Here is a 13,464-nt window from a genome sequence, read left to right on the forward strand (position 1 = left end):
CGCTGCCTTGAGGTGTCGATGCGTTTATTACGGATAGGCCTGGCGCTGTGGCTGCTGGCCTGCGTGGGCGTGGCCCAGGCGGCCCTGACCTTCCCGGCGTTGACCGGGCGGGTGGTGGACAACGCCCAGATGATCGACCCGGCGGTGCGCCAGCAACTGACGCAGCAATTGCAGGCGCTGGAACAGACCTCCGGTGACCAGATCGTGGTGGTCACCGTGCCCGACCTGCAGGGCGTGCCGATTGAAGATTACGGTTATCAATTGGGCCGCCAGTGGGGGATCGGCCAGAAGGGCAAGGATAACGGCGCACTGTTGATCGTCGCCCGTGACGAGCGCAAGTTGCGCATCGAAGTCGGCTACGGCCTGGAAGGCGTGCTGACGGATGCGCAGTCCTGGGTGATCATCAACCAGGTGATCGCGCCCAAGTTCAAGGCCGGCAATTTCAGCCAGGGCATCAGCGACGGTGTCGCGGCGATGATCCAGGTGGTGGGCGGTGAACCGCTGGCCGTGCCGGCCCGTGTGGCGGATCCGTGGTCCGCGCCGAAAGATAATCCCGCGCTCTCCATCGGTTTCTTCATCCTGCTGATCGGCGTGTTGTGGCTGTGTCATCGCATGGGCCTGCCGGTGGGCACTATCCTGCTGGTTATCCTCAGCCTCATCGGGCGTGGAGGTGGCGGCGGTGGCGGTGGCGGCGGTGGTAGTGGGGGAGGCGGCGGCGGTGGTTTTCGCGGCGGCGGTGGTGGTTTCGGCGGTGGCGGGGCGTCGGGCGGCTGGTAATGACAATAACGAGAAAAGAGCATCTACAACCATGGCATTACTGACTGAACACGAGCAGCGCCAAGTGGCCGAAGCGATCGCCCGGGTCGAGCAACAGACCGACGCCGAGCTGGTCACGGTGCTGGCTGCACGCGCCGATGACTACGCCTACATTCCGTTGCTGTGGGCCAGCCTGATCGCATTGGTGGTACCCGGGGTGGTGCATTACCTGTCGGGCTACCTGACCATGTACACCTTGTTGTTGGCGCAGTGGGCGACCTTCATTGTGTTGTGCCTGCTGTTTCGCCTGCCCAAGGTCACCACCCGCTTGATCCCTCGCTCGGTCCGCCACTGGCGCGCCTCGAACCTGGCACGCCGCCAGTTCCTCGAGCAGAACCTGCACCACACGCTGGGCAGCACCGGTGTGCTGATTTTTGTCAGCGAGGCCGAGCGTTATGTGGAAATTCTGGTGGATGAGGGCATCTCCAAACGGCTGGATGACAGCAACTGGGATGGCATCGTCAAGGCGTTTACCCAGCAGGTGAAGCAGGGGCAGACGTTGGCGGGGTTCATTGCCTGCATCGAGGCGTGTGGGGAATTGCTCAAGGTGCATGTGCCGGTGACGCAGACGCGTAATGAACTGCCGAACCGTCTGGTCGTACTCGAATAGCCCAGCCAACACCGTTCTAAAATGTGGGAGGGGCGGTGCGACGATTCGACTTGCCCCCGATGGCGGTATGTCAGGCAATGAATAAGTTGACTGACACACCGCCATCGGGAGCAAGCCCCCTCCCACATTTGGATCTACTTTGGCTGTTGGAACGTACCATTGGTCAAATAACTCCGTGCCCTGGCCAGTTATCCCCCCTAAAATGCCCCGCATTCTTTGCCCGAGGCGTTTTTGTTCATGTCCGTCACCGCTCAACCTGCCAGCCCTGCGCCGGATCATCACGCCCAGTTCATCGAACTGCTGAGCGCAAGCCTGGCGCAGAACGCCTTCATCAAGCTGGTGTTGGCCAAATACGTGGGCACGGAAGCCGAACTGCAGCGGCTGATCATTAAGCCCGTGACGGTCAAGGAGCAGCCCTGCCTGTCCTTCGTCTACCGCTACAAGACCCGCGACATTACCAAGAACTTCCCGCTGGCCGACGCCGTGGCGGCGATTGCCGAGCTGCTGCCAGCCTCGTTCAAGAACGCACACTTGTTGTCGCTGACGGACGAAGCTCAGCTGGAATACAGCAAGAAGAACAAAAGCTCGCTGTTCAAAAGCAAGCCGCAACAATTGCGTGAGGCGCCATCTGCCGAGCATAACCGCGAGAAAAATCGCTTCCTCGACCTGAGCCGGCCGTTCCTCGCCGACCTGGGCGTGACCGACGCCAGCCAAGCGCTGATCCCGTCGATGTCGCGCAAGTGGAAGCAGATCAACAAGTTCATCGAAGTGTTCAGCCATGCGCTGACATCCTCGCCGTTGCAGCTGGACCAACCCGTGCGCGTCGCCGATTTCGGCTCGGGCAAGGGCTACCTCACGTTTGCGATCCACGACTACCTGCGCAACACCCTCAAGGCCGAAGGCGAAGTGACCGGTGTCGAGCTGCGTCAAGACCTGGTAACCCTGTGCAACGCCGCCGCCGCACGCCTGGAACACCCAGGGCTGGTATTCAAGTGCGGCGACGTGCGCAGCGTCGCGCCGAGCGAGCTGGACGTGATGATCGCCCTGCATGCCTGCGATATCGCCACCGACTACGCGATTCACACCGGCATCCGTTCCGGCGCGTCGATCATCATGTGCTCGCCGTGCTGCCACAAACAGATTCGCCTGCAGATCCAGAGCCCGGTGCTGCTCAAGCCAATGCTGCAATACGGCCTGCACCTGGGCCAACAGGCAGAAATGGTCACCGACAGCTTGCGCGCCTTGTATCTCGAAGCCTGTGGTTATGAGACCAAGGTGTTTGAGTTCATCTCGCTGGAGCACACCAACAAGAACAAGATGATCCTGGCGGTCAAACGCGCCGAGCCGGTGGACACTGCGCCGTTGCTGGAGAAGATTCAGGCATTGAAGGCGTTCTACCACATCACCGAACACTGCCTGGAAACCCTGCTGCGCGCCGATAGTTTCTTGAACTAAGCGCGGGGCCTATGTGGGAGGGGGCTTGCTCCCGATGGCGGTGTGTCAGCCGACACATTCATTGGCTGATCCACCGTTATCGGGAGCAAGCCCCTCCCACATTTGGTCTTCTTCGTTCACTGGATCAGTGTTCGACTGGCACCGACAGCGCCGGATTACCCAGTGGATGAGTACGCGCGGCAAAGAATTTCAGTTCCATGCCGGTGCCTTGGAATAACTGCGAATACCGCTGCTTCTGCTGACGAATAAACCCGTCGCTGCGCCCCGATACCGAAATCGCCAGGGTGGTGATGTTGGCCTGGCGGATCGCATCCACCAAGTGTTTATCCTGCGGCCCCAGGCCATGGCCGAAGATGCACAGCGCGCCTTCGTGGGTGAGCAACTGTTCATAACAGAACGACAGATAATCCGAGCTGCGGATGGTCTTGAGCTTCTCGTGCACCGGGCCTTCACTGACGAACAGCGGCACGTCGTCCAGGGTCTTGATCGTGTTGTTGATCGCAAAACTGCTGAGCAATGTGCTGTCGGTGGACGGCAGTTTGCGTGCGGTGCCGTCGAGGTTGCGCACCAGGTGCAGGCCGCCGTGCAGGTACAGGATACGCGTGGCGTCGGTGCGGGTATCGCGCAGGTCGAAGCTTGAGTCGGCGCTGCGGAACAGGTCGTCGATACCCGGCGTGTGCAGGATCGCCCAGTAGTTGAGCAGGTCGTAGTTGCTGGTGAAGACTGTGGCGTAGCGGGCCATTTCGGTGTTCAGGGCCGTCAGGGTCGAGGGCTGCACCAGACGCCAGGGGATGTGCACGGCGTGGATCGTATTGATCAGCGCTTCCTTGATCGCGTAGTAGCGATTGCGTGGCGCCGCCGAGCTGACTGCCAGGGCCTTGTTGACGCGACTGGTGGTTTTCAGTGCGCCCAGGGCCTGCTCGAAGCTGCGGGTTTGCAGCGCGTCGAATACGCTGAGTTCGGATTGGCCCAGTGGCTTTTCTTCCACTGTGCGGGCGTTTTCAAACAGTGAGTCGTAGGCAAAGTCTTCCCAAATCGTGCGGCTTGCGCCGTTGCCGATCAGAATCCCGTTGAAGTCGATGGCGCCGCGCAGTGCGCTCCAGTCTTCAAGGTGGGCGTCAATATCCTGGAAATCCTTCATTGCGGCGGGTCTACTCGAAATCGGCTGGACGGTGACTTTATCACGAGCCGGCGTTGATCCTGGTCAAGATGCGGCAAGTGGTACCGGTGGATTCTGTGGGCATAAAGCCCCTGAGGATCGACCATGAGCAGCACGTTCTTTATTCCCGCCGTCAACATCATGGGCATCGGCTGCCTCGACGAAGCCATGATTGCTATACGCAACTACGGCTTTCGCAAGGCGTTGATCGTCACTGACCAGGGCCTGTGCAAAGCCGGCATGGCCAGCATGGTCGCCGAAAAGCTTGCGCTGCAGGACATCGATTCGGTGGTCTACGATGGCGCCAGGCCCAACCCCACGGTAGAAAACGTCGAAAAAGGCCTGGCGCTGCTGCAACAGAGCGCCTGCGATTTTGTGGTGTCCCTGGGCGGCGGCTCGCCCCATGACTGCGCCAAGGGGATCGCCCTGTGCGCCACCAACGGCGGGCGTATCGGCGACTATGAGGGTGTCGATCAATCGAGCAAGCCGCAATTGCCGCTGGTGGCGATCAACACCACCGCCGGCACGGCCAGTGAGATGACCCGTTTCTGCATCATCACCGACGAAACCCGCCACGTGAAAATGGCCATCGTCGACCGCAATGTCACGCCGCTGCTGTCGGTCAACGACCCGGCATTGATGGTCGCAATGCCCAAGGGCCTCACCGCTGCCACCGGCATGGATGCCTTGACGCATGCCATCGAAGCCTACGTGTCCACCGCCGCCACACCGATCACCGACGCCTGCGCAATCAAGGCGATCGAACTGATCAGCGCCAACCTGCGCCTGGCCGTGCGCGATGGCAGCGACATAGCCGCACGGGAAAACATGGCGTATGCGCAGTTCCTCGCGGGCATGGCGTTCAACAACGCGTCGCTGGGATTCGTGCACGCCATGGCGCATCAGCTCGGCGGCCTCTACGACCTGCCCCATGGCGTGTGCAATGCGGTGCTGCTGCCCCACGTGCAGAGTTTCAATGCCAGTGTCAGCGCCAAGCGTTTGAGTGACGTGGCGCGCGCGTTGGGGGCTGATATCAAGGGCGTTACCCCGGAAGAGGGCGCGCAGGCCGCTATCGTCGCGATTCGCGCCCTGTCCCAGGACGTGGAAATTCCCGCCGGCCTGCGCGAACTTGGCGCCAAATTGCAGGATATTCCGCTGCTGGCGAGTAATGCGCTAAAGGATGCATGCGGTCTGACCAACCCACGACGGGCGGATCAGCGTCAGATCGAGGAGATTTTTCGCAGCGCGTTTTGATCTGCACGGCAGCGGGCGACGCACACCCCTGCACCGCCCGCCAATGCCACACACAAGAGCGACAATGGCCATGCCTGCTGACTCACCAGCAGGCTCGCCACACCGCCAATCAATGCGGCCATCCACTGATGCATGAAACCGCTCAGCGCCATGGCATAGGAGCCACTTATCGGTGATTCATCGCTGGCCAGTGACAAACTGATCGGGTAACTCATCGACTGCCCCACTATGGCCAGGCAATACGGTAGCCACAGCAGTACGGCGAGCTCGCTGGCAAACACACTGCCCAGCAACATCACTGTCGTTCCCGCCAACACCAACGTCACGCCCCACCCCATCATCATCAACCGTCCCGCGCGAGCGACGAAGCGATTGACCATCAACGCGCCCACCAGATACGCCGCGCTGATCGGCCAGCCCAGCCAGCCGTACTGCGCCGCGCTCCATTCAAAACGCCCCTGCAATATCAACGGTGCACAGGTGTTGAATGCAATGATTATCCCGTAGCCCAATCCGCCAGCCAGTGCCGCATGTAGAAAGGGTGGATACCGCACGATCAGGACATAAGTGCGCCAGGCGCAAACCGACAAATCGACTTTCGCCCGCATTGGGAATTCCACCCGCTGCAGCACCACCATCAACACGACAGCGCCAATCGCTAACCCATAAAAAATCGCCTCCCAACCGAACGTCACCAGCAACAACGAACCCGCGAACTGGCCCACACCTATGGCGATCACAAACGTCATGCCCAGCCACGATAAGCCTTTGGCCAATAACGCACCGCTGAAACTGTCACGCACCAACACCCGCGCCATCACCGAAACACCACCCGCGCCCAAGCCTTGAATCAACCGTAGCGATAGAAAGGCTTCAACGTTGAATGCCGATGGAATCGCCGCGCTGGCTGATGCATAGACCACGAGCGCTGCCAGCAGCACCGGCTTTCTGCCAAAGCGTTCGCCCAGGCTGCCCCATAGCAACATCGGCAATGCCATGCCGACCAGGTAAATCGCCAGGGCCAGTGCTACGTGGTCTTCGGCGCCAGGGAGGGCGTGGGCGATGGCTGGGACTGCGGGCAGGTAGCTGCTGATGCCGACTTGAGCGAGGAAGGCGGAGCAGCAGGCTAGCGTGAGGGTGGTGCTATTTTTCAATGAGGGCCGTCCGTTGCTCAAGGATATGAGAACTTCATCTAAAGTTAGTGTGTTCAAGACGTTTTAGCGTGCTTGAACACATGAGTGTATTGAGAGCGTGTTAGCTAGTTTGTGATTTTGTTTTCTTCTATAAGGGCTAATAGTTTTGAGCAGAATGAACGTATTGTTTCGTGTGTCATATCCGCTCGAAGCGTTATTCTAATTGCCGCCTTTCCGCTAGGCACTACGGGGAAAAATACGGCGGAGGTGAAAAAGCCACTGTCTGCAAGTTGTATGGCGAGTGCGTTTGCTTTTTCAGCTTTGCCACAGGTTACCAAGCGAATAGCGGAGAGTGAGCTTTGTTGGTCGGTGTAAATGAGGCTATCAAATAGTCGGATGTTGGTGCGGAGCTTGTCTTGAAGCATGAGTAGCTCATTAGAGTGGTGTATTTTTATTGACGCCAAACCTGCGCCAATAGCTGCAGAATTTAAGCTTTGGGACCAATTGCTGGGACCGCCATATCGATACATTAAACTTTTTTGTTCGCTACTGCCGAACATAATCAGTCCGCCGGATGCGCCGAATGATTTTCCAAGTGACGCTACGATTAAAGTTTGATCGTCTAGTTCTGGCAGGCGTGGTCGGATAAAACCGCGCCCCTTATCGCCAAATGCGGATAGCGCATGAGAATCATCCAAATAAAGAAATAGTCCGCCTTCCAATATTTTCTCGTTGTAATCAAGACCAAGGTACGAGGTGGTACAGAAGTGATGAAACTTGCGCCCATACTGATCTGCAAGGTAGTTGCGGTCTATAACTGTGGCGTTAATCTCGCAGATTTTACCCGTCTTGGCCGAACGCCAATCGTTTTCGGAAAGTTCTATTACTTTTTTGTAGTTTGAAAAATTATTTGATGGCTCTGTGCTTACCATTTCTACTCGTCCTTGGCGATGGACGAAAACAGTAGCGGGAAAATTTTTATAGGTTAAGTCAGACGTTTCCCATACCCGCTATCCTAAACGGAAGGTTTGGCGTAAGTCGGTTCCTACATTTTTGAAGGTAAATATGCATCAGTTCGATGATTGTTTGAGCCGTTCGGCGGATAGGTCAAAGACGTATTTAGTGGTGACGTGCTGGGGCCGACATCGAGGCGGGAATGCGATTTGTTGAAGCCGTTCTGTACTGGATTGAGTAAGGTGTGGGGGCGGCGGCCTGAATGTGACGATCGGCTTCAAAGATCTGTCTCTCGGGGTGTCAAAACCAGCTGCATGAATGGAGTAGTTGATGAGAATTCTATTATTCGGCGCCACCGGCATGATCGGGCAGGGCGTACTGCGCGAGTGCCTGCTGGCGCCCGACGTGCAGGAAGTCGTTGCCGTCGGCCGCACGTCGTTGACCCAGGAGCACGGCAAACTGCATCAGGTATTGCATAGCGATATGCTGGATTTCCAACCCCTGGAAAATCTGCTGCAAGGCTTTGATGCGTGTTTCTTTTGCCTGGGTGTTTCCTCGGCGGGCATGAATGAAATCAACTACACCCACCTCACTTATGACCTGACTTTAGTCGCCGCCAGCACCCTGGCGCGGCTCAACCCGCAGATGACGTTTATCTATGTCTCCGGCGCCGGCACTGACAGTTCCGAGACGGGCAAGTCGATGTGGGCGCGGGTCAAGGGCAAGACCGAGAACGCCTTGCTGCGCTTGCCGTTCAAGGCGGTCTATGTGTTCCGGCCGGGGATTGTCCAGCCGTTGCACGGTGTGCGTTCGAAGACGCCGTTGTACCAAGCGTTCTATAGCGTGCTCGGGCCGTTGCTCTCGTTTGTACGTCGGATAAAGCCGAGCTGGGTCGTCAGCACCGAGACCGTCGGCCGTGCGATGTTGCAGGCCGTGAGCCGTGGCGCGCCGCAGCCTGTGGTGGAGCAGGCCGAGATCAATCGCTTGGCCGCCGAGCGTCGCTGATGCTGCACAAAAGTCTGGTGTGCTGCGGTTGGATTTTTCCTGCCCGAGTGCTTTAGCCTCGGTGCACACTCCAAGAATAAGAGGTACATCCCATGACGGCCCCCCTGAGCGGTATCAAGGTTATCGAGATCGGCACCCTGATTGCCGCGCCCTTCGCGGCGCGGATGATGGCCGATTTTGGAGCCGAGGTGATCAAGATCGAAGCCATGGGGCAGGGCGATCCGCTTCGCAAATGGCGAAAGCTGCACGAAGGCACGTCGCTGTGGTGGTACCTGCAGTCGCGCAACAAGCAGTCCCTGGCCCTGGACCTCAAGTCGGTAGAAGGCTTGAGCCTGATCAAGCAACTGCTCGGCGACGCCGACGTGCTGATCGAAAACCTGCGCCCCGGTGGCCTGGAAAAACTCGGCCTGGGCTGGGACGTGTTGCACGCCCTCAACCCCAAGCTGACCCTGGTGCGTATCTCCGGCTATGGCCAGACCGGGCCCTATCGCGACCGCCCGGGTTTCGGTGCGATCGGCGAGGCCATGGGCGGCATTCGCTACACCACCGGCAACCCGGATTCGCCACCGGCGCGGGTCGGCGTGAGCCTGGGGGATTCGCTTGCGTCGTTGCACGGTGTGATCGGCGCGCTGATGTCGCTGCTGCGGGTCAAGACCGGCCAGGGTGACGGGCAGATCGTCGACGTGTCCCTGGCGGAAAGCGTGTTCAACCTGATGGAAAGCCTGGTGCCCGAATACGACATGCTCGGCCATGTGCGTGAGCGCAGCGGCGGTGCCTTGCCCGGTATCGCGCCGTCCAATACTTACCTGACCGCCGACGGCGCCTACGTGGTGATCGCCGGTAACAGCGACCCGATCTACAAGCGCCTGATGACCGCCATCGGCCGCGCCGACCTGGCCGCTGCGCCTGAGTTCGCCCATAACGATGGCCGTGCGGCACAGAGTGGTTTGCTTGACGCGGCAATCACCCACTGGACCAGCAGCCTGCCCATCGAGCAGGTGCTCAGCGCTCTGGAGGCCGCTGAAGTGCCGGCCGGGCGCATCTACTCCGTGGCGGACATTGTCAGCGACCCGCACTACCAGGCGCGGGGCATGTTGCTCGATGCCGATTTGCCCGGTGGTGTGTCGGTAAAAATGCCCGGCATCGTGCCCAAACTGTCGGAAACGCCCGGCGCGGTGAACTGGCAAGGCCCTGCGCTGGGCCAGCACACCGATGACATCCTCGGCGGCCTGGGCCTGACAGACGCTGACATTCAACGTCTGAAGGCTTCGGGAGTGGTGCAATGATCACCGATTATTCCGACTCGCTGATTGTGTAGGAGGTCTGCCCGCGCCGGGTTTTCGCGCATCAGCATGGCGGTTCGCTGTGGTCCTCAGCCAGCCGTTGCCAATGCACGGGCCGGCGTCGCGCTGAACTGAATCAGTGCGACGCCGCCGATCAACAGCAACGCCCCCACCACGCGGGGCGTTGTGAGTTGGCGCTCCACCAGGCCGAACAGGCCGAAATGGTCGAGCAGCAACGACGCGAGAATCTGCCCGGCCATCGCCAGGGCAACGAAGCCTGATGCGCCCAGCGTGGGCATCAGCACCAATGCCAGCGAGATAAAGCACACCCCGAACGCGCCACCGGCCCACATCCACAGCGGCGCCTGGGTGATAAAGGCCAGGTTCGGCAAGGGCAGCCGTAGGGCGATGATCACCGGCAGCAACACAATGATGCTCACCAACAGCGAAGCCAGCGTCGCCCACAACGGGTGACCGAGCCCGCGACCCAGGTTGGCGTTGATCGCACTTTGAAACGGCACCACGGCACCAGCGATCACCGCCAGCAGCAACACACCCAGCCAATGCAACGTCGTCATGGCGAATCTCCAAAGGTTTTGCTGGACTCTAGGTTATTCGTCGCGCAAATTTAAATTCCAAGTTCTTATGCCGAGCATGCAGCTGATGAATGATCTAAGGCGCATCGACCTCAACCTGTTGGTGATCCTTGACGTGTTGCTCAGCGAGCAACACGTCACCCGCGCCGCCGAACGCCTGCACCTGAGCCAACCGGCGGTCAGCCACGCGCTGGCGCGCTTGCGTGACCTGCTGGGCGACCCGTTGCTGGTGCGTCAGGGCGGCTCATTGATACCAACGGCGCGTGCGCTGGAGTTGGCTACGCCGTTGGCGGAGGCGCTGGCCCAGGTGCAAGCGCTGCTGGCGCCGAACCGCTTTGACCCGGCGTCGGCCAAACGCCGCTTTCGCGTGGCAATGTCGGACTACAGTGCGGCGATTTTCCTACCGGGGTTGGTGCGCTTGTTGCGCCGTGAAGCGCCGGGCATTGACCTGCAAATCATCCAGGCCAGCCGCGAAGGCATGGTCGACGGCGTGCTCAATGGTGATCTCGACCTGGCCGCCGGGGTTTTCCCTGACATGCCTGCCGAACTGCGGACTACGCCTTTATTCGAAGAGCATTACACCTGCCTGGTCGACCGAGACAGCTTGCCGGCAACGGGTGTGCTGGACCTGCCTACCTACCTGTCACGCCCCCATGTCTTGCTGGAAATGCGCGGCAGCGGCACGCCGGAAATCGAGCGTGCGCTGACCGCGATTCGTCAGCGCCGGCATGTGGCCGTCAGCCTGCCGCACTGGGGCGTGGCGCCGCAGTTGATTCAGGGCACAGACCTGATCCTGACCGTCTCCTCCCGAGGCCTGTTGAATATCGATCATGCCCAACTGATCGCCGTGCCACCGCCGTTTCATATTCCTTCGTTTGCATTTGAGCTGGCATGGCATGCGCGACGGGGTGGGGATGCGGGGTTGCAGTGGTTGAGTGGGCGGGTGCAGGGTGTGCTAAAGGGCTGATCAGTTGCTACCAGGAGGTCGGTGGTTGGCGGCGGGTATGAAAAATTCGCATCACCTGTAGTCGCCCTTCACGAATACGGTAAGGGACAATGTAGGGCCACCGGGGCACCACCCATTCACGCGTCCCTGGGACGCGCCCGGTTTTTCCCAGCGCGGGAAATTGCGCAATGTGTTCAAGCCCGGCCAAAATCGCCTGGACGAACTCGTAGGCGGCTTTGGGGTTTTCTTCAGCAATAAAGGCCGCTTCATCATCCAGGTTTCTGAGGGCTGTCCTCAGCCACTCAACCTGCATTGTTGCGCCATTTGTCAGCGACGGCTTTTACCTCGGCAGCCGTCGCGAAATCCCCCGCATCAGCTTCTTTCAGCGCCTTTTGAATCTCTTCGATTTGCCATGCTTCACGCGTCAAGTATTCACGTAGCGCGTCAACAGCGAGGAACGATTTGCTGCGACCGGTCGCTTTGGCCAGACTGGCAAGCGTATCGGCGACATCGTCCGGTATCCGCAGGGACATAACAGACATACGAACCTCAATGTAGTGATAGGTAGTGCAACATACTACAGTGTCGTCCCATCGATCGATTGTCCCGTTCGTCAGGGGTCTCCTGGAAAAGGAAAAACTTATGCTATCCGGTCTGAATCACCTGACCCTGGCCGTCACCGATCTACAGCGAAGCATCCGTTTCTACCATGAGCTCTTGCAGCTTCGGCTTGACGCCACTTGGGATAACGGCGCCTACCTTTCGTTGCCTGGGCTGTGGTTATGTTTGTCGCTGGACCCGTTACGTAACCCGATCCCGGCCGCCGATTACACGCATTACGCGTTGACCGTCGAAGCGCACGATCTCATTCCCCTAGTCGCACGCTTGCGAGCCGCTGGCGTGGGGGAGTGGCGCGACAATCGCAGTGAAGGCGCCTCGTTCTATTTTCTCGACCCCGATGGTCACAAGCTCGAAGCCCATGTCGGCGATCTCGCCTCGCGGTTGCAAGCCTGTCGCGCCAAGCCTTATGCCGGAATGAAGTTTTACCCGTAGCCTGGGAACGTGCAGAACTCCGGGTCTGTTTGCCAGCAAGCCCGCCTGAATCAACAACGACCGTTCGTCGCACTGGAAAGTTTTTTCTAAACCTTTGCCTCGAGCAAAATTCGAATCCAGGGCGAGGCGCTGTTTCCTCGCACCTATTTTTGCCCTGGAGGAACCCATCATGAGCCGCATGGCTATCCGGTTACGCACCGCCAGTTTCGCGATGCTGCTGGGCCTCGGCGCCAGCAATGCTTTCGCCCAGTCACCTGCCGAATTCATCGAGCAGGCTTCGGCCAAAGGCATGGCCGATATCGAAACCAGTCGCATGGCCCACGCCAGAACCTCGTCCCAAGAGATCAAGGATTACACCATCGAGGTGATCAATGAGCGCACCCTGGCCAACCAGCATCTGGCGGCTATCGCTAAAAAGCTCGACTTGCCGGTAGCCCCGCGCGAGAAGATCGTCGACAAGGCCGAAACCCTGATGCCCGAACTCAAGGACGGCGACTCCTTCGACGCCGCCTACACCGCGCAGCAGGTCAAGGAAAACGAAGACGCCATCGCCCTGTTCAAGCAGGAAGGCGCGGCGTCGCAGGTGCCAGAGATAAAAGCGTTGGTGGATGAGACCCTGCCCAAGCTGCAGGAGCGTCTGGAAAAAGCCCGCGCCCTGGCCTCGACCTACGGCAAGGGGCACCAAGGCGACGGTTGAATTGGCTACGTGAAATGAAAACGGCGGTTGGATCCTCTCCAACCGCCGTTTTTTCATGCCTGGTTCAAATCGGTTTTGCGCTGCGCAGCGTCGGCGGCAGGGCCGCAACTGCTGTTGAGGTTCACATTGCCGGCTTTGCCGATATCACGATATTCCTGACGTAGCTTTTCAAGCTCCTTACGGTCCAGGCCGTCCAGGCTCAATACGGCGTTCTGCGCATCCTTGGACACACGCAACAGCTCGTCGATCTTGATATGCAGGATGTCATTGTCGCGGTTCTGTGTGTTCTGGATCAAGAACACCATCAGGAACGTGATGATGGTGGTCGAGGTGTTGATGATCAACTGCCAGGTATCGTTGTAATGAAAGTACGGCCCGCTCAGGCTCCACGCCAGGATCAGCGCCACCGCCGTGTAGAACGTCCGGGGGCTGCCGGCCCAGCGCGACAGGGTTTGGGAGACTGCAGAGAATTTCATGACCGTTTTCCTCAAGAAGGGTGATGA

16 protein-coding genes are annotated in these 13,464 nt (G+C 59.3%); 9 read left to right on the forward strand and 7 right to left on the reverse strand.

Annotated features, from left to right (window positions below; genetic code table 11):
- Positions 1–18: 18 nt before the first annotated feature.
- From C4J85_RS06705 to C4J85_RS06715, 3 genes are all read left to right on the forward strand, one after another.
- Positions 19–777: a YgcG family protein gene (locus C4J85_RS06705; RefSeq protein ID WP_124409273.1), complete on the forward strand. Its 759-nt coding sequence runs from the start codon at positions 19–21 to the stop codon at positions 775–777.
- 31 nt (positions 778–808) lie between these two features.
- Complete coding sequence (locus C4J85_RS06710; protein ID WP_124403356.1) at positions 809–1,426, forward strand: TPM domain-containing protein; 618 nt, start codon at positions 809–811, stop codon at positions 1,424–1,426.
- Positions 1,427–1,663: 237 nt separating this feature from the next.
- On the forward strand, positions 1,664–2,881 hold the full coding sequence (locus C4J85_RS06715) for an SAM-dependent methyltransferase (protein ID WP_124409274.1): 1,218 nt from the start codon (positions 1,664–1,666) through the stop codon (positions 2,879–2,881).
- Positions 2,882–3,005: 124 nt separating this feature from the next.
- Here the strand turns inward: C4J85_RS06715 and C4J85_RS06720 are convergent, their stop codons facing one another.
- Complete coding sequence (locus tag C4J85_RS06720; RefSeq protein ID WP_124366188.1) at positions 3,006–4,022, reverse strand: DUF4917 family protein; 1,017 nt, start codon at positions 4,020–4,022, stop codon at positions 3,006–3,008.
- A 123-nt stretch (positions 4,023–4,145) separates the two neighbouring features.
- On the opposite strand from C4J85_RS06720, the gene yiaY reads away from it, so the two are divergent.
- Positions 4,146–5,294 (forward strand): L-threonine dehydrogenase, encoded by a 1,149-nt coding sequence (gene yiaY / locus C4J85_RS06725; protein WP_124409275.1) that lies wholly within the window; start codon positions 4,146–4,148, stop codon positions 5,292–5,294.
- On the opposite strand, the gene C4J85_RS06730 is transcribed toward yiaY, so the two are convergent.
- Complete coding sequence (locus C4J85_RS06730; RefSeq protein ID WP_124406514.1) at positions 5,261–6,448, reverse strand: MFS transporter; 1,188 nt, start codon at positions 6,446–6,448, stop codon at positions 5,261–5,263. The two genes, yiaY and C4J85_RS06730, sit on opposite strands and share 34 nt — an antisense overlap.
- A gap of 104 nt (positions 6,449–6,552) precedes the next feature.
- A complete protein-coding gene (locus C4J85_RS06735) occupies positions 6,553–7,359 on the reverse strand; it encodes an aminotransferase class I/II-fold pyridoxal phosphate-dependent enzyme (protein WP_124409276.1) in 807 nt (268 codons plus the stop codon).
- Positions 7,360–7,711: 352 nt separating this feature from the next.
- On the opposite strand from C4J85_RS06735, the gene C4J85_RS06740 reads away from it, so the two are divergent.
- Both C4J85_RS06740 and C4J85_RS06745 read left to right on the forward strand, forming a co-directional pair.
- Positions 7,712–8,386: an NAD-dependent epimerase/dehydratase family protein gene (locus tag C4J85_RS06740; protein ID WP_124409277.1), complete on the forward strand. Its 675-nt coding sequence runs from the start codon at positions 7,712–7,714 to the stop codon at positions 8,384–8,386.
- A 92-nt stretch (positions 8,387–8,478) separates the two neighbouring features.
- Positions 8,479–9,672 carry a CaiB/BaiF CoA-transferase family protein gene (locus C4J85_RS06745; protein ID WP_124409278.1) on the forward strand — a complete coding sequence of 398 codons (1,194 nt, stop codon included), beginning with the start codon at positions 8,479–8,481 and terminating at the stop codon, positions 9,670–9,672.
- Between the two features lie 86 nt (positions 9,673–9,758).
- On the opposite strand, the gene C4J85_RS06750 is transcribed toward C4J85_RS06745, so the two are convergent.
- Positions 9,759–10,247: a DMT family transporter gene (locus C4J85_RS06750; protein WP_124369938.1), complete on the reverse strand. Its 489-nt coding sequence runs from the start codon at positions 10,245–10,247 to the stop codon at positions 9,759–9,761.
- Positions 10,248–10,314: 67 nt separating this feature from the next.
- On the opposite strand from C4J85_RS06750, the gene C4J85_RS06755 reads away from it, so the two are divergent.
- A complete protein-coding gene (locus C4J85_RS06755; RefSeq protein WP_124409279.1) occupies positions 10,315–11,232 on the forward strand; it encodes a LysR family transcriptional regulator in 918 nt (305 codons plus the stop codon).
- Between the two features lie 7 nt (positions 11,233–11,239).
- Here the strand turns inward: C4J85_RS06755 and C4J85_RS06760 are convergent, their stop codons facing one another.
- Positions 11,240–11,524, reverse strand: coding sequence for a type II toxin-antitoxin system RelE/ParE family toxin (locus C4J85_RS06760; protein WP_124361707.1), 285 nt, complete (start codon positions 11,522–11,524; stop codon positions 11,240–11,242).
- Positions 11,514–11,753, reverse strand: a complete 240-nt coding sequence (locus C4J85_RS06765; RefSeq protein ID WP_124361708.1) for a CopG family ribbon-helix-helix protein — start codon at positions 11,751–11,753, stop codon at positions 11,514–11,516. Before C4J85_RS06765 ends, C4J85_RS06760 begins: the two co-directional genes overlap by 11 nt.
- Positions 11,754–11,853: 100 nt before the next feature.
- On the opposite strand from C4J85_RS06765, the gene fos reads away from it, so the two are divergent.
- Positions 11,854–12,264, forward strand: coding sequence for a fosfomycin resistance glutathione transferase (fos, locus tag C4J85_RS06770; RefSeq protein ID WP_124366196.1), 411 nt, complete (start codon positions 11,854–11,856; stop codon positions 12,262–12,264).
- Between the two features lie 169 nt (positions 12,265–12,433).
- Positions 12,434–12,961 carry a DUF4142 domain-containing protein gene (locus C4J85_RS06775; protein ID WP_057723086.1) on the forward strand — a complete coding sequence of 176 codons (528 nt, stop codon included), beginning with the start codon at positions 12,434–12,436 and terminating at the stop codon, positions 12,959–12,961.
- 53 nt (positions 12,962–13,014) lie between these two features.
- Here C4J85_RS06775 and C4J85_RS06780 read toward each other — a convergent pair whose 3' ends face one another.
- Positions 13,015–13,437: a low affinity iron permease family protein gene (locus C4J85_RS06780; RefSeq protein ID WP_124406519.1), complete on the reverse strand. Its 423-nt coding sequence runs from the start codon at positions 13,435–13,437 to the stop codon at positions 13,015–13,017.
- Positions 13,438–13,464: the final 27 nt, after the last annotated feature.

The organism is Pseudomonas sp. R4-34-07 (assembly GCF_003852375.1).
Taxonomy (GTDB): domain Bacteria; phylum Pseudomonadota; class Gammaproteobacteria; order Pseudomonadales; family Pseudomonadaceae; genus Aquipseudomonas.